We start from the raw sequence: 22950 nt of genomic DNA on the forward strand, positions 1-22950 counted from the left end.
TCAGAACAGCAGCGACGTGAGACGACCACGCGCACGGACGACGCGCGGGTCGCTGTCCCCGATCACACCGAACAGTTCGAGCAGGCGCTCGCGCACCGGCGTGCGCTCGTCGGCCGGGAGCGCGCCGAACAGGTCGAGGAGGCGTCCGAACGCGTCATCGACGTGCCCTCCGGCCAGGTCGAGATCGGCCACGGCGAACTGAGCGTCGGCATCGAGCGGCGCCGCGGCCGCGGCCGCCCGCGCCGTCTGCAGGTCGAGTCCCGCGACGCGTGCGAGCAGTCGCACCTGACCGAGACCCGCACGGGCGTCCTCGTCCCGCGGGTTCTCGACGAGCGCCTGCTCGTACGCCGCCTCGGCACGCGGATAGTCGCCGGCTTCGATCGCAGCGAAGGCCTCCTGGTGCAGCGGCGGAAGCTCCGGCTCGACGGGTTCCGTCGCGGCATCCTGCTCGCCACGGGGCACCGTGCCGGTCACGCCGTTCTGCGCCGCGACCTGCAGGAGCTGCGCGAAGACGTCACGCACCTGCTCCTCGGGGACGGCGCCGGTGAACAGCGGCACGGGCTGGCCGCCCACGAGTGCCACGACGAGCGGGATCGACTGGGCGCGGAAAGCCTGCGCAAGCTGGGGGTTCGCGTCGACGTCGACCTTGGCGAGCAGCAGCTTGCCGTCGAGCTCGAGCACGACCTTCTCGAGGATCGGGCTCAGTTGCAGGCACGGCCCGCACCATTCGGCCCAGAGGTCCACGACCACCGGCACGCTGCGGGAGATCTCGAGCACCTGCGGGAAGCTCTGGTCGGTGACGTCGATCACGAGCGAGGGCGCCCCCGCAGCCCCGGCCGCGGGTGCAGCACCCGGCGCCGGCGCTGCCGGGCGGTTGCGCAACGACGAGAGGTCGACAGCGCCGCGGAGGACGGAACCGGGGGTGGGAGAGCTCACTGGATCACCTTCGCGTCGAGCACGTTCGAACTGTAGCCGAGCAGACGGATGCGGTCGGTCGACCCCTGCGCGGGGACGTAGAAGAACAGCTGGTCGGCGTAGCGGCTCGTCACGCCGGTGGGCGACTCGGTCGCGCCGGTGAGCGCCGCCACCACCTTGTTGTCGCCGAACTTGATGGTGATGTCGCCTCCCGTCGGCTTCACCGTGTCGACCTCGTTGACACTCACCGCGACGATCGCGCCGCTCTCGAGCGTCGCCAGTGCCAGCGGGGTCGTGCTGCCCGCCTCGGCCGAGAACGTGAAGCTGCCGGTGGTCGACGCGGTCGTGTTGAACTCCTGCAGGCGCTTCTGCCGGTCGGCCTGCACACTCGCGTAGAAGGCGTCCGACTGCTCATCGAAGAGGTTCGCCGATGTGCTGTTCTCCCCGTTCGTCAGCAGGTCGGCATACGCGGCCGCGAGCTGGTCGGGAGCGATGGACAGGAGTCCGAAATCCGGCGGGATCTGGGTCGCGCCCACGAAGTCCGGGGCGAGATCGGGAAGCACTGTCGATCCCGCGAGACTGCCGAGGTACTGCAGCTTGTAGTTCGACCACGGATCCTGCTGCTGGAGCATCATGATGGTCGCCGTCTTCTTGCCGTCGGTCTCGTCACTCACAACCGCCATGACCATGCGTGGCCAGGCGTCATAAGCCTGCGGCAGGATCGGGTAGACCTGACCGGACGGGATCGCCGGCAGCGCCGTCATGTCGGACACCTTGCCGCGCAGGGTGTAATTCGTCTGACGCTCCGCCAGTGCGGCGCCTGCGAGACGCGTGGCGGCGAGATTCGCATCGAGAGACGCGTCTGCGGTGCCGACGGTGTCACGCACGCGAGCGATGATGTTCTGCGCCTGCGCGGAACTCACCACCGGGGCGGGCTGCCCTGCCGGTACCGTCGGCGCTGCCGAATCGGAGGGACTGGACGAAGGATCGGGCACCGGCCAGGAATCGGCCGAGCATCCCGCGAACGCGAGCACGCCCACGAGGGCGATCGGAAGCGCGAGCAGCCGTCGGGTGCCCCGAGACCGGCGTGTCGAGGGCGGGCTCGAAGAGATGACGCCGCGGTCGGGCGACTCGATCGCGAGATCGATCGGCTCGGTCACCGGAAGAGGCGGCGGAGCCTTGCGACGCGGGCCGCGGGACCGTCGCGAATGCCGGATCGCGAGGATGTACAGCACGATGCCGACGAGAAGGAACACTCCTCCGAGCACGATGAGAGGCCCGGCCCAGGGGGTCGATGCGCGCAGCGGCCAACTGATCGTCACCGTCGACGGTGCGGCGGCCTTGCCATCAGACGCGACCAGCACGCTCATTCCCTGCGGCACCTGCAGCGAGCTGGAGAGGGCACCGCTTCCGGAGAACTCCTCGAGCCACAGATCCGAGCCGGTCGGGGGAACGGGAGTCGCGGCGTCCGTCGCGACCTGCTCGTTGGTGGCGTCCGTCGGATCGACGGTCTGCGCTGCGTTCGCCGCAGCCGCCACGACCGTCGTCTGGGTGTTGCCCGACGCGTCGAGCGTGACGTCGTTGTACGACACGTTCGACAGCCACGCCTTCACGTCGGCGGTACGGCCATACGACACGAACAGAGCGGATGCCCCGCGCAGCGCGACCCGCTGGACGCCCGGCTCGCGAGTGAGCACAGCACCGTCGATCAGCGTGTACGGGGCCGATCCGCTCGTCTGAATCTGCGCGGTGCGCTCAGGGGGACCTTGGAAGATGGTCCGCTGGGAGATCCCGGCGCCGATCAGGATGGCGGCGAGCACGAATGCCGCCACGGCCCACACAAAACGCACGAAATGAGTCCTTCCCTGTCCCCGGGTATGAGACACGCCGACACGGCCGACTCTCCAGGTTAGCCCAGACGACCTGGGGACGTCCCGCGAGCGTGTACGACAGGGGCATCTCGACGGAACGCCGTAGTCTCGAGCCAGACCGACACCGCCCCCAGGAGCCGCCGTGAAGCTGTATCAGCCCTTCCGCACCGCCTTCCTCGCGACGCTCGGTGTGGGACTCGGGATCCTCCTGATCTCCAGCGTGCAGACCCTCTCGACGATCCTCCTCTACATCGGTACCGCGCTGTTCCTCTCGCTCGGACTCGAGCCCGTCGTCTCGTTCCTCGAGCGTCGGCGACTGCCGCGATGGGCCGCGGTGCTGCTGACGATCCTCGCCGTGCTCGCCCTGTTCGCCGGCATCGTGCTCATGGTGCTGCCGATCCTCATCGGGCAGGTCAGCGACCTCGTGCAGGAGATCACCCGCTACTTCCAGGCGGGCACCTTCATCGACGACGTGAAGAACTGGGTGCACACCGTGTTCCCCGGCCTCAGCGACTCGTCCATGAACGACGCTCTCACGAATGTGCAGAACTGGCTTCTCGCCAACTGGGGATCCATCACCGGAGGCCTCATCAACGCGGGTCTCGCATTCTTCAGCGGACTGACGGGCGCTGTCATCGTCCTGGTGCTCACCATCTATTTCACCGCGTCAACCCCGTCGCTGAAGGCCGCGGTGTACAGCATGGTCCCGTCATCGAAGCGGTCGCGCTTCGTGGATCTGTCCGAGCAGATCACGGATTCGGTCGGCTACTACGTCATGGGACAGGTCGCTCTCGGCGTGGTCAACGGCGTGCTGAGCGCGATCTACCTGTCGATCATCCAGGCGCCCTTCCCCGCCGTGCTCGCTGTCGTGGCCTTCTTCTTCTCCCTGATCCCCCTCGTCGGAACGCTCACCGGCTCCGCGATCATCGTCCTGACCTGCCTCATCCCCGGACTGGGATCGCCCGCAACCGCCCTCGCCGCAGGCATCTACTACCTTCTCTACATGCAGCTCGAGGCCTACGTGCTGTCCCCGCGCATCATGAACCGCGCGGTCTCCGTGCCCGGCGCGGTCGTCGTGATCGCCGCCCTCGCCGGCGGTTCCCTTCTGGGCCTGCTCGGTGCGCTCGTCGCGATTCCGATCGCCGCGAGTATCCTGATCCTCTTCCGCCAGGTGCTCATTCCTCGACAGAACGAGCTCTGAGCGCTTCGCGTCAGCCCAGCTCCCCGCTCCATTCGGTCGGGAGGGGGTCCGCCCCCGGACGAACGATCGACACGATCTCATCGAGCACGCGCCGCGTCTGCGTCTCACCCACCCAGAGGTGCTTGCCCTCGGGGACATCCACGATCCGTGCGTGCGGAACGGCGGCGAAGCGTTCGCGCGCCTGCACCGGGGGGAGGAAGTCATCCCACTCCGGAACGACCGCCACCATCGGCCTCTCGTCACCGGCCCATGCGGCGAGCTCGCGCTCGGTCGTGCGTCGCAAAGGCGGAGACAGGAGGATGAGCCCGGCGATGTCATGCCCACGCCCGTGTTTGAGCGCGACCTCCGTGCCGAACGACCAGCCGACGAGCCACGGCACCGGCAGTCCCCGCTCGGCGACGAACGAGACCGCGGCGGCCAGATCGGCCGCCTCGGCCTCACCATCGCCGAAGGTTCCCTCGCTCCTTCCCCGTGGCGAGACGGTGCCACGGGTGTTGAACCTCAGCACGGCGATGTCCGCCAACGCCGGAAGCCGCGCGGCCGCCTTCCGAAGGATGTGGGAGTCCATGAACCCGCCCTGCGTGGGCAGAGGATGCAGCGTCACCAGGGTCGCGACCGGACCGCGCTCGAGCGGCTCCGCCAGCTCCCCGACGAGCGTGAGCCCGTCGGACGTGCGCAGCGACACCTCCTCACGACGCGCCGGCAGCTGCACCGCGCCTCGGATCTCCGCGCTCATCCGATCCGCCAGCAGCTCTCGTGCCAGTGACGACGAGCGGCGAGGTCAGCCGCATCACCGAGGACCCCGTCAGCCCGCCATGCGACCAGGTGGGCTGTACCGGGAATGATCACGCGCCCGCACCCCGGGCAGACGTACTCCTTGACGGCATTCGCCGGGCCGACCGGCTGCACGTTCCACTCGACACCGCGGCGAGTCTCGATTCGCCGAAACCCTTGCAGCAGCCGGTCGAACGAATCATCGGCCGCGCTGTCGTCTCGCCGACGGCGATGCGACCGCGGCACGGCTCAATACCAGCCGGTCGCGTTCGAGTGAGCCCAGGCACCGCACGGGGTGCCGTAGCGGCCCGTGATGTACCCCAGGCCCCAGGTGATCTGTGTGGCCGGGTTGGTCTGCCAGTCGGCGCCGGCGCTGGCCATCTTGCTGCCGGGAAGGGCCTGCGGGATGCCATAGGCGCCGCTCCCCTTGTTGTAGGAGGCGACGTTCCAGCCCGACTCGCGATTCCACAGGGCGACCAGGCACGAGAACTGGTCCTGCCCCATGCCGCGCGCCTCCAGCATCTGCAGTGCGATCGCCTGCGCGGTGCCGGGGTCCGGGGTCACGAACGGCGGAACGAACGACTTCACACTCGAGGTGGCCGTCGCGACGACCTTCGGCTTGGCCACGGCCGAATAGCCCCCGCGGTCGAGCTCGACCGTCGCGTCACCCGACACCGACAGCGACTGCGCCGCCGCGACGGTGATCGAGTAGATCGACGAGGGCGCGGATGCCGCACTCGGATCGGTGCCCGCTGATGCCACCGCCATGCCCGCAGGGGCGAGAGACGCGCCCAGGAAGCCCACGGCGGCGACCACGGCGAACACGCTCGCAACCGCCCGCCGACGAGACCATCGAGGACGACGGGCGACCACCGCGGACCGCGGCATCTGCGCCGCCGCCAGGCGCGCTTCCCGTCGGGTGGCGGGAGCGGTGCGCACAGTCGTCACGTGGTAGCCAGAAGTCACAGTGTCGCGAGTCTAACCCGCACAGCCTGGGTGCGCCATCGATGCCGACGCGTGGCGCTGCATCCGATCAGTCCACAGCCAACTGCACGGTGACGACGGCATCGAGCACCGCGTCGACCTGCAGCTCGTCGTAGCCGCCGCGCTGCATGCGGAACGCAACAGCGCGCACCTGCTCCACGGTGAGCGGCTCCCCCGCCGCCAGGTATCCGGCGATGCGGTCGGCGACGATGTCGACCTCATCGAGCCGATAGCCGTAGCGGATCCAGGGAACTCGCGCGAACCGCTCGCGCCGGGGACGCGTGAGCCGATCGAGGATCTCCTGCGCCAGGCCGCGGTGCACGTCGATCCACCGGGCCGGTCCGAGGGCGTCGATCGCGTCTGCGCGCTCCCGCGCAGCGAAGGCGTCTTCCACCCGCGACAGGGCGGCGTCGACCGCTGCGACCTGGTAGCCGTGCCGCACGACCGGGAACGACGCCGAGCGCACGCTCTCCGCGCTGAAAGGTGAGCCCGCAGCATCCGTCTCGAACGCGTCCCGTGCCTGCGCCAGGAATGCCTCCACCGCTCGCGGCTCGTATCCGCGAGTACGCCCGCGCTCGACCGGGAACAACGGCTCGCTGTAGGCGTCCGCCTCGATCTGATCGATCGCACTCGACGGTTCGTCGTGAACGGTCATGACACCACTCCCATCGGGAAGAACACGTAGTACAGGGCCAGAGCCGCTCCGGCCGACGGAAGGATCGAATCCAACCGGTCGAGGACGCCGCCGTGACCGGGGAGCCATGAACTCATGTCCTTGATGCCCAGGTCCCGCTTGATCATGGATTCGCCGAGGTCACCGGCGGTCGCGGTGCCGAGGATGACAAGACCGATGATGATGCCGGTCCACCACGGGAGACCGAGCATCAGCCACGCCAGCAGAATCGCGCCGACCACGGAGAGCACTGCAGCTCCCGCGAAGCCCTCCCAGGTCTTCTTGGGACTGATCTTCGGCGCCATCGGATGACGTCCCAAGGTCAGACCCGAGACGTAGGCGCCGGTGTCCGCGACGATCGTGATGATGAGGAACGCCATCACCCACCACTCGCCATGCGGTTGCCGCAGCAGCAGAATGGCGAGGCTCGCCAGGAACGGCACGTAAAGAGGGACGAAGGTGGCCAGCAGCACGTCGTCGACGACATTGCCGTAGGTGCGGCCGTCCCGCTCGATCATCTGCCCCACCAGGCGCCAGACGATCGCGACCACCACGCCGCAGAAGAGCGCGACCCACATCTGCCACGGCCCGAGCAGGTATGCCGTCGCCGGCACGATCACGGCGATCGCGACTTGCGGGATGAGGTCGATCTTCCGGCCGTCCCCTTGCAGCGCTCGCGCGAACTCGAAGACCCCGAGGACGGCGACCGCGAGGGCGAACAGCGCGAACGGCCAGTTCGCGAACACGAGCGAGACGAACACGACCAGACCGATCGCGAGGCCGATCACGATCGCGAGGATCAGGTCTCGCCCCGTGCGCTGCTTGATGCGCTCATTCGCCTCTTCGAACTCGGCGCGTGCGTGCGCCATCTGCAGTTCGAACTCGTTGCGCGGCGCTCGCGAGGAACGCCGCATCGACCCGTGGCCGCCCGGCACGGTGTCCGGCGACGGGTCGGCGTCGCGCGACGAGTCACTCATGATCGCGGTCAGACCTCGAGGAGCTCGGCCTCTTTGCGCTTGAGCGCGTCGTCGATCGAGTCGACGTGGCCGCGGGTGAGCGCGTCGAGCTCCTTCTCCGCACGCACGAGGTCGTCTTCACCGACCTCGGACTTCAGCGCGTCCAGATCGTCCTTGGCCTTGCGGCGGATGCCACGAAGGTGCACCTTCGCGTCCTCCCCCTTGCCGCGGACGATCTTCACGAACTCCTTGCGACGCTCGTGAGTCAGCTCAGGAAGGCTCACGCGCACGATGTTCCCGTCATTGGTGGGATTCGCGCCGAGGTTCGGCATGTCGCGGATCGCCTGCTCGATCGCCTTGAGAGCGGTCTTGTCGTACGGGGTCACGATGAGGGTGCGGGCCTCGGGGTTCGCGAGAGAGGCCAGTTGCGCGAGCGGGGTGGGAGTCCCGTAGTACTCGACGAGCACCTTCTGGAACAGCTGCGGGTTCGCGCGCCCGCTGCGGACGGTCGCGAAGTCCTCCTTCGCGGACTCGACAGCGCGGTCCATACGCTCTCCGGCATCGGCCAGAACGTCGGCGATCATGGGTGTCTCCCCTCGGTGGTGCAGTCTCAGAGTCTAGTGGCAGGGTCTCCGCCCGACCTGGGCGGGAACGAGGGTCACGAGGTGACGAGCGTGCCGATCTTCTCGCCCAGAAGCGCCTTGGTGATGTTGCCGTCGGGCTCCATGCCGAACACGCGCATGTCGATGCGGTTGTCCATGCACAGGCTGAACGCGGTGGAGTCGACGACCTTCAGTCCCCGCACGAGCGCGTCGCCGTAGGTGATGGTGTCGATCCGCGTCGCCGCGGGGTCCTTACGAGGATCGGCCGTGTACACGCCGTCCACACCGTTCTTCGCGACGAGCACCTCATCAGCACCGATCTCGAGCGCGCGCTGCGCGGCGACGGTGTCCGTCGAGAAGTAGGGAAGACCCGCACCGGCGCCGAAGATCACGACGCGGCCCTTCTCCATGTGGCGCTCCGCGCGCCGCGGAATGTACGGCTCCGCGACCTGTGTCATCGAAATGGCGGACTGGACGCGTGTCGCCGCTCCGGCCTGTTCGAGGAAGTCCTGCAGGGCGAGGGCGTTCATCACCGTTCCCAGCATGCCCATGTAATCGGCGCGACCGCGGTCCATCCCGCGCTGACTCAGCTCGGCGCCGCGGAAGAAGTTGCCGCCGCCCACGACCACGGCCACTTCCACCGTGTCGACGGCGGCGGCGATGTCGCGCGCGATGCGGCTGACGACATCCGGATTGACCCCGAGGGATCCACCCCCGAACGCTTCACCCGAGAGCTTGAGGAGGACGCGACGGCGTCCGGTCGATTCATCCATGCGGGGTCCTCTCGTCGTGTCCAACTTAGCGAGTGCGCACGCCAGACTTCGGGCACGCACGACGAAGGGCCCGCATCGAGCGATGCGGGCCCTTCGCGGCGATCAGGCGCCGACCTTGAAGCGGGCGAAGCCCGTGAGCGTCAGACCGGCGTCCTTCGCGACCTGCGCGACGGAGAGCTTGTTGTCCTTGGCGTAGTCCTGGTCGAGCAGCGCGACCTGCTTGAAGAACGCGTTCACGCGGCCCTCGACGATCTTCGGCAGCGCGGCCTCCGGCTTGCCCTCGTTGCGGGAGATCTCGGTGACGATCTCGCGCTCCTTCTCGACATCGGCCTCGGGGACCTCGTCGCGGGTGAGGTAGCTCGGGTTGGCGAACGAGATGTGCTGCGCGAGCGAGCGAGCGGTCTCGGCGTCGTCGCCCGAGTAGGCGAGCACCACACCGACCTGCGGGGGCAGGTCCTTGCTGGTCTTGTGCAGGTACACCTCGATGTGGTCACCGGCGAGCGTGCGCACGCGGCGCAGCTCGACCTTCTCACCGATGATCGCGGCCTCGTCCGAGATGAGCTGCTCGACGGTCTGGCCGTTCGCGTCGGCGGCCAGAGCGGCCTCGGCCGAGTCCGCACCGGCGGCGGCCGCGGCATCCGCGACCTTGTCGGCGAGGGCGATGAAACGCTCGTTCTTCGCGACGAAGTCGGTCTCGCAGGCGAGCTCGACGAGCGTCACCTTGCCGCCGAGCTCGCGAGCGGTCACGAGGCCCTCGCTCGTCGAACGGTCAGCGCGCTTGGCGTTGCCCTTCGCGCCCTTGAGGCGCAGGATCTCGACGGCCTTCTCGACGTCGCCGTCGGCCTCCTCGAGTGCCTTCTTGGTGTCGACCATGCCGGTGCCGAGCTGCTCGCGCAGCGCCTTGATGTCAGCGATGGTGAAGTTGGCCATGGGTGGCGGCTCCTTCTGTCTATGCGTTCGCGTGGGCGATCGGCGCGGCGCGATGCGCACGCCGCGCCGATCGTAGTGCGTCTGGACGACGCGGAGGTTTACTGGGCGTCGGCCTCGGGCGCGACAGCGGCCTCGGCGGCAGCCTCGACCTCGACGACCTCGGCCTCGACGACCTCGGCCTGGGGCTGCTCGAGCAGCTCGCGCTCCCACTCGGCCAGAGGCTCGGCCTCTTCGGCGTCGCCAGCAGGCTGGTGGCGCTGGATGAGCCCCTCGGCTGCGGCGTCCGCGATGATGCGGGTGAGCAGCGAGACCGAGCGGATCGCGTCGTCGTTGCCCGGGATCGGGAACTGGAACTCGTCGGGGTCGGCGTTCGTGTCGAGGATGCCGATCACGGGGATACCGAGCTTCTTTGCCTCGTCGATCGCGAGGTGCTCGCGCTTGGCGTCGACCACCCAGATCGCCGACGGCGTCTTGGTGAGGTTGCGGATACCGCCGAGCGACTTGTGCAGCTTGTCGAGCTCGCGCTGCTTGAGCAGCAGCTCCTTCTTGGTGAAGCCGGTGCCGGCCGGGTCGTTGAAGTCGAGCTCCTCGAGCTCCTTCATGCGTGCGAGGCGCTTCGACACGGTGGAGAAGTTCGTGAGCAGACCGCCCAGCCAGCGCTGGTTGACGAAGGGCTGGCCGACGCGGGTCGCCTGCTCGGCGATGACCTCCTGGGCCTGCTTCTTCGTGCCGACGAAGAGCACGGTGCCGCCGTGGGCGACCGTCTCCTTGACGAACTCGTACGCCTTGTCGATGTACGACAGCGACTGCTGCAGGTCGATGATGTGGATGCCGGAGCGCTCGGTGAGGATGAAGCGCTTCACCTTCGGGTTCCACCGGCGGGTCTGGTGTCCGAAGTGCACGCCGCTGTCGAGCAGCTGGCGGATGGTGACGACGGCCATGGCCGTTCTCCTGTCTGGCGCGGGGCGCCTCTTGCGGTTGTCCTCTGCGCGCGGATGCGGCGCGGAGCCTGGTGCCCGGCGCCACTCCGCCCGTCGAGACGGGACCGTCGGAGTGGATGCCACCCGGCGGAGACCGCCGGGCTCTGGGCACGCGTAGTCGCCCCGACAAGCGAGGCGCTCGTTCAGCATACAGGACGCCGTCTCCTCCCCCGGCGGCCGAGCGGATGCGGCCTCCCCCGCGAGTTGCATGGTTCGCTCCCGCGTGCGCCGCGAAGGTCAGCATCGATCCATGCGCCGCTCCCTCACCGCCGCCCTCCTCACTGCCGCACTGGCCCTCGCGGCGGGCGCACCGGCGGACGCGACACCGACCGCTGCGCCGGGCGGTGCCCGTGGGGTCGCGCAGCCCACCTGGTCGTGGCCGGTCGCGCCGCCGCGCGTCATCGCCGGATACGCGGCACCCGCCAGCGCCTACGGCGCGGGTCATCGCGGAATCGACCTGGCTGCGAATGAGGGCGCACCCGTGGTCGCCGTCGATGACGGAGTGGTCGCGTTCGTGGGCACCGTGGTGGATCGAGCAGTGATCACGATCCGACATGACGACGGTGTGGTCAGCACTCTCGAGCCAGTGGCTTCCGGCCTTCCCGTGGGCGCCCGCATCGCGGCAGGCGATCAGGTGGGAACGGTGACGACCGGGGGCCACGTCGCGCCCGGGGGCGTCCATCTCGGCGCACGTCTGCACGGAACGTACGTCAATCCGTTGCTGTTCCTCGGGAGAGTCGAGCGGGCAGTGCTGCTGCCGTGCTGCGGCTGAGCACGATCAGAGCGGGCGTCCCGATGAGGACGCGAACGGCCGCACGTGTCAGGCGCGCGGATGCGCCTGTCGGTAGGCAGCGGTCAGCCGCTCCGTCGACACGTGGGTGTAGATCTGGGTGGTACCGAGGCTCGCGTGACCGAGCAGTTCCTGCACCGCCCGCAGGTCCGCCCCGCCGTCGAGCAGATGCGTGGCGGCCGTGTGACGGAGAGTATGCGGACCGACGTGCGCGACACCGAGGGCTGGCGCGAGTGCACTGCTGACGACCCGGTAGACCGCGCGGGGCGTGAGCGCGCCCCCGCGCGCACCGAGAAAGATGCGGTCGCCCGGGTCCGCACTTCGAGCCCGAAGCACCGGTCGTGCACTGTCTAGGTACTCGCCGAGGGCACGGTCGGCGGGCGCGCCGAAGGGGACGACCCGCTCTTTGTCGCCCTTGCCGCGCACTCGCGCGGTGCGGCGCGCGCGGTCGATGTCGGCCACGCGCAGAGCGCAGAGCTCCGAGACCCGTACTCCGGTCGCGTAGAGCATCTCGAGGAGCGCGTGGTCGCGCACGGCGACGGGGTCCCGTTCGGCCGCCCGGGCTGCGGCCGCGGCCAGCACCTGGTCGACCGCGGTCGTGGTGGCCACCCGCGGCAGGGTGCGCCCGCGGGCTGGTGCGGCGAGGCGGGCCGCAGGGTCGCGCGCCACCAATCCCCGCTCGAATGCCCACGAGAACAGTCCGCGCACGGTGGCACGGCGGCGGGCGAGCGTCGCGGGCGCGTCCCCCCGCTGCACGGCAGTCCACATCCACTCCCGCAGATCATCCGTGTCGATGTCGTCGATCGAACGGTGCTCGCCGAGATGGTGCGAGAGATCGACCAGGTCCTGTGTGTACGCCCGCACCGTGGCAGGAGACAGGCGCCGAACGTCGCGAAGGTGGACGAGCCATTCGCGGGCGACCGCGTCCAGCGCGACGGGCGGGCGCGGGGGCGACGGCACGACGGATGCCTCGGACGTCATGGTTCCAGTGTGCGGTGCGATGCTCCGACGTTGGGCACGACGCGGCGACGATGACGCATCAGGTCACCCGAAGCCACCCCTCACCTCGGTCGACCGCGTCACCGGCAAGCAGGGCGTATCCGAGGATGACCGCAACGTCGGACGGGTCCATGCCTGCCCGGCGCGCGATGTCGCCCACCGTGCGCGGCGCCCTCGTCGAGAGGGCATCGCGCACCCGCGTCGCGTCGTCGGTGCGCGCGGCGTCGACGCCCGCGCCGGATGCGAGCCCGGCGTCGATACCGACGAGCGCGAGGGCGTCATCGGCGCACGTGATGCAGACGGCGTCGTAGTCGCGCAACAGCCGATGACATCCCGCTGAGGCCGGGGAGGTGATCGGACCGGGGACCGCGCCGATCGGCCGCCCGAGGGCCGACGCGTGGCCTGCGGTGTTCAGGGATCCGCTGCGCCAGCCCGCTTCGACGACGACAGTGGCGGCTCCGAGCGCCGCGATCAGCCTGTTGCGCTGGAGAAATCTCCATTTGGTGGGCGCGGCGCCGCACGGCACCTCCGCGGCCACGGCGCCTCCCGCGGCCATCGCCGCCTCGATCAGCTCGGTATGCCCCGACGGATACACCTTGTCGACACCGCCCGCCAGCACGGCGACGGTGCGGCCACCGACGCCGAACGCAGCCCGGTGGGCGACGCCATCGATCCCCCAGGCCGCGCCAGAGACGATGATCACGCCTCGTGCGGCGAGGTCGCCCGCCACCTCAGCGGCCGCCGCTTCGCCGTACGCGGTCGCCGCCCGTGCGCCGACGATTGCGATCGACGGCTCCGCCGCGAGCGCAGACGCGTCACCTCGCACCCAGAGGGCGACCGGCGCGTGCGCGCCGAGATCGCCGAGCGAGCGCGGCCAGCCGGCATCGCTCGGGGTCAGCAACCCGGCTCCGGCGCGGGCGGCGAGCTCGACGGTGTCGCGGAGGGTCGCGGCATCCCAGCGTGGACCCCACCGCCGCAGCGCGGTCGACCACACGGCATCGCCGACCAGACGTCCGCCCTCGGCATCACCCCGCCGTGCGCGGTCGAGGGCTCCCCGTGCGCCCCACTGCGCGATCGCCGCGCCCGCCACGCGGTCACCCGGTTCGACGAGAGTGCTCCACACGATCGCCGCATCGCGGTCGTCGCGGAACTCATCGTCAGGAAGGCCGAGCGCATCGGCACGCGCGCGCACCGCACGCGCATCTGTCGAGGTGCCGTTCACGCCGCCATCCCCCGCTTGAGGTACAGCGCGCGGCCGATGTCGTCGCCGGTGAGGCGATCGTGCCCGGCGAGGTCGGCGACGCTCCAGGCGACACGCAGCACGCGGTCATAGGCGCGCAGGGTCAGCAGACCGCGTTCGAGTGCCGCATCCAGCGGAGCCCGCACGTCCGACGTGGGCGCGTGGGGACCTTGCCGCAACCACGCCCCGTCGATCTCCGCGTTCACGGTCCACGGGGTCTCGCGCAGACGCCGGGCGGCGCGCTCGCGCGCATCCCCCACCCGCTCCCGCGCATCAGCGCTGGACGTGCGGCCGCGACTGTGCGGCACACGGGTGACCCGGGTCATCCTCATCTCGATGTCGATCCGATCGAGCAGCGGACCCGACAGCCGCGCGCGGTAGCGGCGGATCGCCGACGGCGGGCATTCGCAGAGCGCACCTCGCACGCCGTGGTTCCCGCACGGGCAAGGGTTGGTCGCGAGAACGAGCTGGAATCTCGCCGGGAACGCGGCGACGACCCCCATGCGATGGATCTCGATGGCACCGCGCTCGAGCGGCTGACGGAGAGCGTCCAGCACCGACGACGGGAACTCGCCCGCCTCGTCGAGGAAGAGCACGCCTCCGCTCGCCCGTGAGATCGCCCCGGGTCGCACCGTGCGGGAACCCCCTCCGACGAGCGCCGCCACGCTCGCGGAATGGTGGGGCGCCTCCAGCGGGGGTGTGCGCTGAAGCCGAGACACCCGCCGTCCCGACAGGGATGCCACGGCGGCCGCGGTCAGCGCCGCGTCGTCGTCGAGGGCGGGGAGAAGGGCGGGGAGACGTCGGGCGAGCATGGTCTTGCCCGCACCGGGTGGCCCGCTCATGAGCACGTGGTGTGCACCGGCGGCCGCGACGACCAGCGCCTCGACAGCGGCATCCTGCCCGACGACATCGGCGAGCTCGGCCGAGTCGGCGACCGGTGGGTCGTCGTCGGCTGCGTCTGAAACCGCGGTGGGTACCGTGTCCCCCGGGTCATCCGCTTCGAGCTCGGCGCCGTGCAACACGGCCGTCGCCCTCAGATCGGCGACACCGACGACATCGATACCGGGCACGAGTTGCGCCTCGGTGAGGTTCGCGCGGGGCACGACGACGCGGCCACAGCCGCGGCGCGCGGCCGCCATCACGGCCGGAAGCACTCCCGGCACCGCTCGGACTCGCCCGTCGAGGCCGAGCTCGCCGATGTGGACGCTGCGCGCGACGGATGCCACATCCAGGACGCCCGCGCTCGCGAGCGCTGCGACGGCGATGGCGAGGTCGAACGCCGCGCCGTGCTTCGGGACATCCGCGGGGATGAGGTTGACGGTGATGCGTCGGCGAGGCAGCGGGAGTCCGCTGTTCATGCACGCGTTCGTCACGCGCTGCGCCGCCTCGGAGAGCGCCCTGTCACCGAGTCCGATGATGCGCAGATCGGGCTGCTGGTCGGTGAGGTCGGCCTCGACGTCGACGACCGTGCCGTCGAGGCCGACAAGGGCGATGGCCGCGGTACGGGCGACGGTCATCGGAGATCTCGCAGGTGCTCGATCGCGCCGGTGGCGGGGTCGGCTCCGATCACCGCGATCGCATCGACGCGCAAGGCAGCGCCTCGCAGTTCACCGGCATGCGCCCGACGCCACGCGTAGGCAAGCCGCCACAACCGCGCGAGCTTGACCGCCGACACGGCCTCGAGCGGATGCCCGTAGGCCACGCTCGTGCGCGTCTTCACCTCGACCACGACGACCTCGTCGCCCTCGCGGGCCACGATGTCGATCTCCCCGCCGGGCGCGCGCCAATTGCGGTCGAGCACGGTGAATCCCACCGCGATCAGATGAGCGGCGGCTCGGTCTTCGCCGGCCCGCCCGAGGACGTCCTTCGCTGCCATGACCCCAGCGTCGCCGGGCATCGCGTGTCACCCGCTCTGCCCGGCCGATCCGGGGAGAGCGTGCGCCTCACGGCGCGGCGCGACCGCCTGTGGAGGAGCTCAGCTGTCGAGCGAGAGCTCTTCGGGCAGCTGGAAGTCGCGACGCGACAGCTCCTCGACGTTCACGTCCTTGAACGTCAGGACCCGCACCGACTTCACGAACCGGTCGGCCCGGTAGATGTCCCAGACCCACACATCGGTCATCGTGATCTCGAAGTAGAAGTCGTGCTCGGTGTCGCGGCGCACGACATTCACGTCGTTGGCGAGGTAGAACCGTCGCTCGGTCTCGATCACGTACTGGAACTGCAGGACGACATCGCGGTACTCCCGGTACAGAGCCAGCTCGAGTTCGCGGTCGTAATCCTCGAAGACATCGTCATCCATGGTGTCTCCATCCTAGGGCGACGGATGCCGCTCCCGACCGTCCGCACACGACGCTCACCACAGGGTGGGCGCGTCGGCGATCGCCCAGCTCGCGCGGTGGTGGGGGCTCAGCCCGTGCGCGCGGATCGCCGCGCGGTGGACCTCACTGGCGTAGCCCTTGTTGCGATGCCACTCGTACGCCGGATGAGTCGGATGCAGCTCCGTCATCACCTCGTCGCGCGCGACCTTCGCGATGATCGACGCCGCCGACGCGCTCGCGCAGTCGCGGTCCGCCTTGACCCGCACGATCACGGGCGCCCCGGGGTCGGCAGTCGGAGTGATGTAGTCGTGGTTGCCGTCGAGCAGCACGATCGCGTCGTCCACCTCGACACCCTGGCCGCGGAGGTCGGCGAGAGCACGCAGCGCCGCGTTGCCCATGGCGCGCATGATGCCGATCTCGTCGATCTCGGCAGCGCTCGACCAGCCGATCGCGGACGCGGACACCCATCCCCGAGCACGATCGCGCACGCCGGCCCGCCGTCGCTCGGCGACGAGCTTCGAATCGCGCAACCCGTTCGGAACACCCGCCTCGATCTCGACTTCGCCGAGTACCGCCGCGCCGATCGCCACCGGCCCCGCGAGAGCGCCGCGCCCGACCTCGTCGCACGCGATGACGAGCGGATGCCGCGCCAGCAGTTCGCGTTCGAACACGAGAGTGGGCTCGATGACCGTCATGGTGCGCCCGTGGTCGTCGGGGTCGGCGAGGGGACGGGAGAGCCGGAGGGCCCCGGGACGCCGGCGAAGACGTCGTGGTGGAAATCGAGCGCGCCGAAGCGCGAGAACGGCCAGGTGATGAGGAACGCGCGACCCACGACATCCGAGACGGGCACGAACCCCTTCCCCGGCTGATCCTGGTTGTATCGCGAGTCCTTCGAGCGGTACCGGTTGTCGCCGAGCACCCAGAGCGAACCCTGCGGCACGGTGACGTCGAAGGCGATGCCCGACGCGGCGGCACCGGGTGACGGCACGGTGATGTACGACTGCTCGTCGATCGGCTGCCCGTTCACGGTGATCTGCCCGGCGGCGTTGCAGCAGACGACGTGGTCTCCCGGCAGGCCGATGATGCGCTTGATCAGATGGTCGTCGCTGTCGCTCGTGGAGAGCCCGACGAGGGAGAGCACCCAGTCGATTCCGGCAAAGATCGGATTCTGGGGCGCGGAGGCGGTCGTGCTCGGATCCAGCCAGCCGCCCGGGTCCTTGAAGACCACGATGTCGCCGCGCTGGTATCCGCCGAAATTCGGCGTGATCTCGTCGACGAGGATGCGGTCCTGCTCCATCAAGGTCGTCTCCATCGACGCCGAAGGGATGTAGAACGAGCGCACGACGAACGTCTTCACGAGGAACGACACGAGCACTGCGATGACGACGACGACCACGACGTCCCGGGCGAATCGCCAGGGTCCCCCGCGGCGACGGGTACGGATCGGCGCCGACGGCGTCTCGTCGGGGAGGGGGTGTTCTTCGGTGGTCATGCAGGTCCTCACGCGGCGTAACGAAAGCCGGCCATCAGCGTCTCACACAGCGCACCGCGACACACCCGACGCGACGGAGAGTCGTGGCCGGAAACGACGAACGCCCCGCTCGATGAGCGGGGCGTTCGGAAGGGGACCTCAGCGGTCGCGCTTCTCCTTGATCTTGGCCTTCTTGCCACGGAGGTTGCGCAGGTAGTAGAGCTTCGCGCGGCGCACGTCACCACGGGTGACGATCTCGATCTTGTCGAGAACCGGCGAGTGCACCGGGAAGGTGCGCTCGACGCCGACCTGGAAGCTGATCTTGCGCACCGTGAACGTCTCACGGACGCCGTCGCCGGAGCGGCCGATGACGACACCCTGGAAGACCTGCACGCGCGAGCGGCTGCCTTCGACGATGTTCACGTGGACCTTGACGGTGTCACCGGGGGCGAAGGCGGGGATGTCGGAACGGAGCGACGCGGCGTCGAGCTCGTCGAGGATCTGCATGATCTCTGCTTCCTGCAACCGCCACAGGTCGGCTGCATCGTTAGATGTACGGGGAATGTGCTCGTCCGCCGGAAGAATCTCCGGCACGCTCCCCTGAGGCAGAGCCCATCAGAGCACAAACAGCCATTCTGCCACGGATGACGAACGTCTCAAAACCGAGAGAGCGGATGCCGCGGCATCCGTCCTCGCGTCACTGTGCCCCGCGACTCGTCTCGGTGATGACGATGACCTCGTGCTCGCCCTGCGGGGCCGCGGGGCGCGGGCGCATCGGCGGGATGTAGCCCGTGCCGTCGGCGGCACGGAAGATCGCGCGGCCGGGCTTCGCTTCCCGCCACAGCTGCCACAGCGTCAGCCACAGCAGCGCGACCCCGACGAAGATCGTGAGCACCATGACCGGTGCCCACCAAGACTCGCGGAAGAACCCGAGCGAGATCGTGAGGAGGTGCCAGACGGCGAAGCCCGCGACATCCAGCCATGACACGGCGCGGCTCTCCCGCACGGTCGGGCGCGCGCGGACCAGAAGGGCGAGCAGCAGCTGGCCGACGAGCACCGAGGGGATCGCGATGAACAGCACCCAGAGGAACGCCCAGGCCCCGGCGTTGAACACGCCCCACCCGACGAACAGCCACGCCGGCAGCACGAAGGCGGCCGGGATGAGCCATCGGAAGAACGCGCGCCTGAGCCACATGACCCCGATGCTACGCCCGATGACGCCGCGCTCGGCTGCACCTTCGGCGATGCGGAGCCTCCTCTCAGCGGCGACAGCCGGGATCCGAGAGAATGGATCAGATACAGGAGGCACCACCCATGATCGAGCTGCGCACACCGACCGAGATCGAGCAGATGCGACCCGTCGGCCGGTTCGTCGCCGAGACGCTCGCGACGCTGCGCGACGAGACATCGGTGGGCACGAACCTGCTCGCGATCGACCGCCGCGCTCACGACCTCATCCGCCGCGCGGGGGCGGAGTCCTGCTACATAGACTACCACCCCTCGTTCGGGGCGAGCCCGTTCGGCAAGGTGATCTGCACGTCCGTCAACGATGCCGTGCTGCACGGACTCCCCCACGACTACGCCCTGCGCGACGGCGACCTCGTGACTCTCGACTTCGCGGTCTCCATCGACGGCTGGGTGGCGGACTCGGCGGTCTCCTTCGTCGTCGGCACCGCCCGCGACGAAGACCTGCGTCTGATCGAGACCACGGAGCGCGCACTCGACGCGGCGATCGCCGCAGCGACCGTCGGCCACAAGGTCGGCGACATCTCCCACGCGATCGCCGCGGTGGCGCGCGGCGAGGGCTACAGCATCAACACCGATTTCGGCGGACACGGCGTCGGACACATCATGCACGGCGACCCGCACATCCCGAACGACGGGAAGGCGAACCGCGGCTACCCGCTGCGCGACGGTCTCGTGATCGCGATCGAGCCGTGGTTCCTCGCGACGACCGACGAACTGGTCACCGACCCCGACGGCTGGACCCTGCGCAGCGCCGACGGTTCCCGGGGAGCGCACTCCGAGCACACGATCGCCGTCACCTCCGACGGCCCCATCGTGCTGACCGACCGGTCATTCCTCGGCGTCGACTGACTCCGCCGGCAGCAAGTCGGGGCGGCGCGCCCGCGTGCGCTCGACCTGCTGGTCGTGCCGCCACGCGGCGATGCGCCTGTGGTCGCCGCTGAGGAGGACGGGCGGCACGTCTCTGCCGCGCCAGCTCGACGGCTTCGTGTACGACGGGTACTCGAGGAGCCCGTCCTCGTGCGATTCCTCGACGAGGCTCTCGGGATTTCCGACCACCCCGGGAATGAGTCGTCCGATCGCCTCGATCATGGCCATCGCAGCGACCTCGCCGCCGTTGAGCACATAGTCGCCGAGACTCACGAGCCGAACCTCGCCGAGCCGCGCCGCCTCCTCGAAGACGCGCTCGTCGATGCCCTCGTAGCGTCCGCATCCGAACACGAGGTGCTCACGGGTGGACAGCTCCCGCGCGAGCGACTGGGTGAACCGCTCCCCCGCGGGCGACGGGAAGATGAGAGTCGGGGATGCCGCGGCATCCGCCACGATCGCATCGAGGGCCTCGCCCCAGGGTTCGGGCTTCATGACCATCCCGGCACCGCCCCCGTACGGACGGTCATCGACGGTGCGATGACGATCGTGGGTGTGATCGCGCAGATCGTGCACGCGCACGTCGAGGATGCCGCGCCCCCGCGCCTTCCCGAGAAGGGAGACCTCGAGGACGTCGAAGAACGAGGGGAAGATCGAGACGACGTCGATGCGCATGTCAGCGCTCGTCGGTCTCGTCGTCGGTCTCGTCGTCCTCGGTTCCGGGAGCGGTCAAAGCCGGCTCGGGATCGTCGTCGACGAGATCCTCGAACAGACCGTTCGGCGGCGTCACGACCACACGACCGCCGTGCACGTCGACCTCCGGGACGATGGCCGACACGAACGGCACGAGCACCTCGCGCTCCCCCGCCTTGACGATGAGGAGATCCTGCGCGGGAAGGTGGTCGACGCGGACGACGCGCCCCACGCTCTGTCCCTCGCGTACGACGTCGAGTCCGACGAGCTGATGGTCGAACCAGGCATCGTCCTCGGCGGGGGCGGCGTCATCCTGGTCGATCCAGAGGATGGCGCGCACGAGGGAGTCCGCGCCGGTGCGGTCCTCCACGCCGTCGAAGAACACGACCGGGTGGGAGTTCATCCACCGGAACTCACGCACGGTGACGGTCTTGCCGAACCACTCCGAGGAGTCCGGCACCTGCAGGATGAACGCGGCACCGGGGACGAAGCGACCGTCGGGGTCGTCGGTGTAGAGCTCGAGTTTGAGGGCGCCCTTCAGGCCATGGGCCTTCACGAGCCGGCCGACACGGAGCTGGGTCTTCCCGGGTCGGGGTGCGCGCACGCCGGAGCGCGCCCGCGCGTCGGGGCTGGGGGTCGCGGACATCAGTCGTCGGAGATGTCGACGCGCACCCGCCGGCCGGCGGCCAGGGCGGCCACGACCGTTCGCAGGGACTTGGCTGTGCGGCCGCCGCGCCCGATCACGCGACCACGGTCGTCGGGGTGGACGTGCACATCGAGCACATCCCCCCGCGGCGATGAGGTGGCCTCGATGCGTACGTCATCGGGACGATCGACGATCGCCTTCACGACGTGCTCGAGCGCGGCAGCCAGCACGGGCTCAGTCCTCGGTGGTCGAGGCGTCGGCCTCGGCCTCGTCCGCGGCGGGGGCCTCGTCGGCGGTCTCCGCGACGGGCTCCTCGGCCTTCTTCTCGACCTTGGGCTTGACGACCGACTTCTTGGCGGTGTCGGCCACGAACTCGGCCTTGCCCTCGGCGACCTTCACGGTCGAGACGGCGTTCTTGTCACCCTTGAACTGGCCCCAGTCGCCGGTGAGCTTGAGGAGCACGAGCACCTGCTCAGTCGGCTGGGCGCCGACGCTGAGCCAGTACTGCGCACGCTCCGAGTCGACCTGGATGAGCGAGGGCTCCTCGGTCGGGTGGTACTTGCCGATCTCCTCGATGACGCGACCGTCGCGCTTGGTGCGCGAGTCGGCGACGACGATGCGGTAGTAGGGCGCACGGATCTTGCCCAGGCGCTTGAGACGGATCTTGACAGCCACGATTCTCCTGAATGGTGTGTACGTGAATGAACGTCGCCTGGAGCGTGGGGTGCACACCCGGCGGAAGCTCGAAGGGGTGGATGTCGCCGGATAGAGGGTCGGGCGATGGTCCAGCGGTCTATTTTGCCAGAAGATGACGGATGCCGCGAACCGCCATGACTCGCTCTGCCAGACTGTGCGCGTGCCGCAGCCCTTCGCCGAGTCAGCGCGTTCCACCGTGGGTCTGGAATGGGAGCTGATGCTCGCCGACGCGGACTCCGGTGACCTCGTAGGCGCAGGCCCCGAGATCGTCGAGGCGTTGGCCGACGCGACGGCCTCGGAGCGATTCACGGTGACCGGCGAGCTGCTCACCAACACCGTCGAAGTGACGAGCGGCATCGGTCACACGGTCGCCGAGGCGGTCGGCGATGTCACGGACGCTATCAGTGCGGTGCGCTCCGAGACCGACCGGGCCGGCATCGAGCTGCTCTCGGCCGGAAGCCACCCCTTCGCGCAGTGGTACGAGCAGTCGGTGACCGACAAGACGCGCTACCACTCGCTCGTCGAGCGCACGCAGTGGTGGGGTCGCAACATGATGATCTGGGGAGTGCACGTGCACGTGGGCGTCGACGACGTCAGCAAGGTCATGCCGATCGTCGGCGCCCTGTCCACCTACCTCCCGCACCTGCTCGCGCTGTCGTCGTCGAGCCCGTTCTGGGCCGGGGAGCGCACGGGCTACGCCTCGAACCGCTCTCTCGTCTTCCAGCAGCTGCCGACCGCCGGGGTGCCGTGGGCCATCGACGACTGGGGCGACTTCGAGGCCTACCTCGACGACATGACCCGCACCGGCGTGATGGCCGACGCCACCGAGGTGAGATGGGACATCCGCCCGGCGCCGCGATGGGGAACCATCGAGGTGCGCGCGTGCGACGGGATGTCGACCGTCGCCGAGCTCTCCGCCGTCGCCGCCCTCACGCAGGCGTTGGTTGAGGACTTCTCCCGCCGCCTCGACGCCGGTGAGACGCTCCCCCGGCTTCAGCCGTGGTTCACGCGCGAGAACAAGTGGCGCGCCGCCCGCTACGGACTCGGTGCGCGAGTCATCGCCGACACGCACGGCCGTCAGGTCAGCGTTCGCGACGATCTCCTCGAGACGATCGGGCGCCTCGAGCCGGTCGCCGCCGATCTCGGTGCCGCTGACGAGTTGCGCGGGGTCGGCGACATCCTCAGCAAAGGCTCGAGCGCATCACGTCAGCTCGCGGTCGCCGATGGCGCGGACGGAGATCTGCGCGCCGTCGTGCGTCACCTGATCGCGGAGTTCCACGCGGGCGCGCCCGCGCGCCCCTGGCCGCCGTCGCGCGGCTGAGGCCC

The 22950-nt window shown here is 69.5% G+C and carries 28 protein-coding genes; 4 read left to right on the forward strand and 24 right to left on the reverse strand.

Going from position 1 to position 22950, the window contains the following annotated elements; genetic code table 11:
- Both FFS51_RS01945 and FFS51_RS01950 read right to left on the reverse strand, forming a co-directional pair.
- On the reverse strand, positions 1-936 hold the full coding sequence (locus FFS51_RS01945) for a tetratricopeptide repeat protein (RefSeq protein ID WP_137877343.1): 936 nt from the start codon (positions 934-936) through the stop codon (positions 1-3).
- Positions 933-2765, reverse strand: a complete 1833-nt coding sequence (locus FFS51_RS01950; protein WP_171006073.1) for a DUF8094 domain-containing protein — start codon at positions 2763-2765, stop codon at positions 933-935. Before FFS51_RS01950 ends, FFS51_RS01945 begins: the two co-directional genes overlap by 4 nt.
- A gap of 163 nt (positions 2766-2928) precedes the next feature.
- Between FFS51_RS01950 and FFS51_RS01955 the strand changes: the two genes are divergently transcribed.
- On the forward strand, positions 2929-3987 hold the full coding sequence (locus tag FFS51_RS01955; RefSeq protein WP_045248415.1) for an AI-2E family transporter: 1059 nt from the start codon (positions 2929-2931) through the stop codon (positions 3985-3987).
- A 10-nt stretch (positions 3988-3997) separates the two neighbouring features.
- On the opposite strand, the gene FFS51_RS01960 is transcribed toward FFS51_RS01955, so the two are convergent.
- The 9 genes from FFS51_RS01960 to rpsB all read right to left on the reverse strand — a co-directional run bounded on the left by FFS51_RS01960 (position 3998) and on the right by rpsB (position 10620).
- Entirely contained in the window at positions 3998-4723 is a 726-nt protein-coding gene (locus FFS51_RS01960) for an alpha/beta hydrolase (RefSeq protein ID WP_137877345.1), read from the reverse strand.
- Positions 4720-5007: an Rv1322 family protein gene (locus tag FFS51_RS14860; RefSeq protein ID WP_137877346.1), complete on the reverse strand. Its 288-nt coding sequence runs from the start codon at positions 5005-5007 to the stop codon at positions 4720-4722. The genes FFS51_RS01960 and FFS51_RS14860 overlap by 4 nt, the downstream gene beginning before the upstream one ends.
- Before the next feature lie 3 nt (positions 5008-5010).
- A complete protein-coding gene (locus FFS51_RS14990; protein WP_349303913.1) occupies positions 5011-5727 on the reverse strand; it encodes an aggregation-promoting factor C-terminal-like domain-containing protein in 717 nt (238 codons plus the stop codon).
- Between the two features lie 67 nt (positions 5728-5794).
- On the reverse strand, positions 5795-6400 hold the full coding sequence (locus FFS51_RS01975) for a DivIVA domain-containing protein (RefSeq protein WP_137877347.1): 606 nt from the start codon (positions 6398-6400) through the stop codon (positions 5795-5797).
- On the reverse strand, positions 6397-7395 hold the full coding sequence (locus FFS51_RS01980; RefSeq protein ID WP_137877348.1) for a phosphatidate cytidylyltransferase: 999 nt from the start codon (positions 7393-7395) through the stop codon (positions 6397-6399). The genes FFS51_RS01975 and FFS51_RS01980 overlap by 4 nt, the downstream gene beginning before the upstream one ends.
- 8 nt (positions 7396-7403) lie before the next feature.
- Entirely contained in the window at positions 7404-7958 is a 555-nt protein-coding gene (frr, locus tag FFS51_RS01985) for a ribosome recycling factor (protein ID WP_137877349.1), read from the reverse strand.
- A 74-nt stretch (positions 7959-8032) separates the two neighbouring features.
- Positions 8033-8749: a UMP kinase gene (gene pyrH, locus FFS51_RS01990; RefSeq protein WP_045248419.1), complete on the reverse strand. Its 717-nt coding sequence runs from the start codon at positions 8747-8749 to the stop codon at positions 8033-8035.
- Between the two features lie 102 nt (positions 8750-8851).
- On the reverse strand, positions 8852-9679 hold the full coding sequence (gene tsf, locus FFS51_RS01995) for a translation elongation factor Ts (RefSeq protein WP_045248420.1): 828 nt from the start codon (positions 9677-9679) through the stop codon (positions 8852-8854).
- 98 nt (positions 9680-9777) lie between these two features.
- Entirely contained in the window at positions 9778-10620 is an 843-nt protein-coding gene (gene rpsB / locus FFS51_RS02000) for a 30S ribosomal protein S2 (protein ID WP_137877350.1), read from the reverse strand.
- 289 nt (positions 10621-10909) lie between these two features.
- On the opposite strand from rpsB, the gene FFS51_RS02005 reads away from it, so the two are divergent.
- Entirely contained in the window at positions 10910-11431 is a 522-nt protein-coding gene (locus FFS51_RS02005; RefSeq protein WP_137877351.1) for a M23 family metallopeptidase, read from the forward strand.
- 48 nt (positions 11432-11479) lie between these two features.
- Here FFS51_RS02005 and FFS51_RS02010 read toward each other — a convergent pair whose 3' ends face one another.
- The 9 genes from FFS51_RS02010 to FFS51_RS02050 form a co-directional block, all read right to left on the reverse strand.
- The gene (locus tag FFS51_RS02010; RefSeq protein ID WP_137877352.1) at positions 11480-12430 is read right to left on the reverse strand and encodes a tyrosine recombinase XerC; all 951 of its coding nucleotides are present in this window, start codon (positions 12428-12430) and stop codon (positions 11480-11482) included.
- A 58-nt stretch (positions 12431-12488) separates the two neighbouring features.
- Positions 12489-13670 carry a DNA-processing protein DprA gene (dprA, locus tag FFS51_RS02015; RefSeq protein WP_137877353.1) on the reverse strand — a complete coding sequence of 394 codons (1182 nt, stop codon included), beginning with the start codon at positions 13668-13670 and terminating at the stop codon, positions 12489-12491.
- On the reverse strand, positions 13667-15205 hold the full coding sequence (locus tag FFS51_RS02020) for a YifB family Mg chelatase-like AAA ATPase (protein ID WP_137877354.1): 1539 nt from the start codon (positions 15203-15205) through the stop codon (positions 13667-13669). Before FFS51_RS02020 ends, dprA begins: the two co-directional genes overlap by 4 nt.
- Positions 15202-15564, reverse strand: a complete 363-nt coding sequence (locus tag FFS51_RS02025; RefSeq protein WP_045248429.1) for a YraN family protein — start codon at positions 15562-15564, stop codon at positions 15202-15204. Before FFS51_RS02025 ends, FFS51_RS02020 begins: the two co-directional genes overlap by 4 nt.
- Before the next feature lie 99 nt (positions 15565-15663).
- Positions 15664-15987: a DUF2469 family protein gene (locus FFS51_RS02030; RefSeq protein WP_045248430.1), complete on the reverse strand. Its 324-nt coding sequence runs from the start codon at positions 15985-15987 to the stop codon at positions 15664-15666.
- A 54-nt stretch (positions 15988-16041) separates the two neighbouring features.
- Positions 16042-16701, reverse strand: a complete 660-nt coding sequence (gene rnhB / locus FFS51_RS02035; RefSeq protein ID WP_137877355.1) for a ribonuclease HII — start codon at positions 16699-16701, stop codon at positions 16042-16044.
- A complete protein-coding gene (gene lepB, locus FFS51_RS02040; RefSeq protein ID WP_045248432.1) occupies positions 16698-17498 on the reverse strand; it encodes a signal peptidase I in 801 nt (266 codons plus the stop codon). The genes rnhB and lepB overlap by 4 nt, the downstream gene beginning before the upstream one ends.
- Positions 17499-17636: 138 nt before the next feature.
- Positions 17637-17984, reverse strand: a complete 348-nt coding sequence (gene rplS / locus FFS51_RS02045; protein ID WP_045248433.1) for a 50S ribosomal protein L19 — start codon at positions 17982-17984, stop codon at positions 17637-17639.
- Between the two features lie 190 nt (positions 17985-18174).
- Positions 18175-18672, reverse strand: a complete 498-nt coding sequence (locus tag FFS51_RS02050) for a hypothetical protein (RefSeq protein ID WP_045248434.1) — start codon at positions 18670-18672, stop codon at positions 18175-18177.
- Positions 18673-18791: 119 nt separating this feature from the next.
- Here FFS51_RS02050 and map point away from each other — a divergent pair, with 119 nt between their 5' ends.
- Complete coding sequence (gene map, locus FFS51_RS02055) at positions 18792-19574, forward strand: type I methionyl aminopeptidase (RefSeq protein WP_056206929.1); 783 nt, start codon at positions 18792-18794, stop codon at positions 19572-19574.
- On the opposite strand, the gene trmD is transcribed toward map, so the two are convergent.
- Genes trmD through rpsP form a run of 4 tightly spaced genes read right to left on the reverse strand, consistent with a single transcriptional unit; the run spans position 19554 to position 21603 of the window.
- Positions 19554-20264, reverse strand: coding sequence for a tRNA (guanosine(37)-N1)-methyltransferase TrmD (gene trmD / locus FFS51_RS02060; RefSeq protein ID WP_137877356.1), 711 nt, complete (start codon positions 20262-20264; stop codon positions 19554-19556). The genes map and trmD overlap by 21 nt on opposite strands.
- 1 nt (position 20265) lies before the next feature.
- Positions 20266-20928 (reverse strand): ribosome maturation factor RimM, encoded by a 663-nt coding sequence (rimM, locus tag FFS51_RS02065; RefSeq protein WP_137877357.1) that lies wholly within the window; start codon positions 20926-20928, stop codon positions 20266-20268.
- On the reverse strand, positions 20928-21158 hold the full coding sequence (locus tag FFS51_RS02070) for an RNA-binding protein (RefSeq protein WP_045248438.1): 231 nt from the start codon (positions 21156-21158) through the stop codon (positions 20928-20930). The genes rimM and FFS51_RS02070 overlap by 1 nt, the downstream gene beginning before the upstream one ends.
- Positions 21159-21162: 4 nt before the next feature.
- Positions 21163-21603, reverse strand: coding sequence for a 30S ribosomal protein S16 (rpsP, locus tag FFS51_RS02075; RefSeq protein ID WP_045248439.1), 441 nt, complete (start codon positions 21601-21603; stop codon positions 21163-21165).
- A 181-nt stretch (positions 21604-21784) separates the two neighbouring features.
- On the opposite strand from rpsP, the gene FFS51_RS02080 reads away from it, so the two are divergent.
- Positions 21785-22945, forward strand: a complete 1161-nt coding sequence (locus FFS51_RS02080) for a glutamate--cysteine ligase (RefSeq protein ID WP_137877358.1) — start codon at positions 21785-21787, stop codon at positions 22943-22945.
- The last annotated feature ends 5 nt before the right edge of the window (positions 22946-22950 follow it).

Origin of the sequence: Microbacterium sp. 4NA327F11 (assembly GCF_005503465.1) — a bacterium.
GTDB lineage: Bacteria > Actinomycetota > Actinomycetes > Actinomycetales > Microbacteriaceae > Microbacterium > Microbacterium ginsengisoli.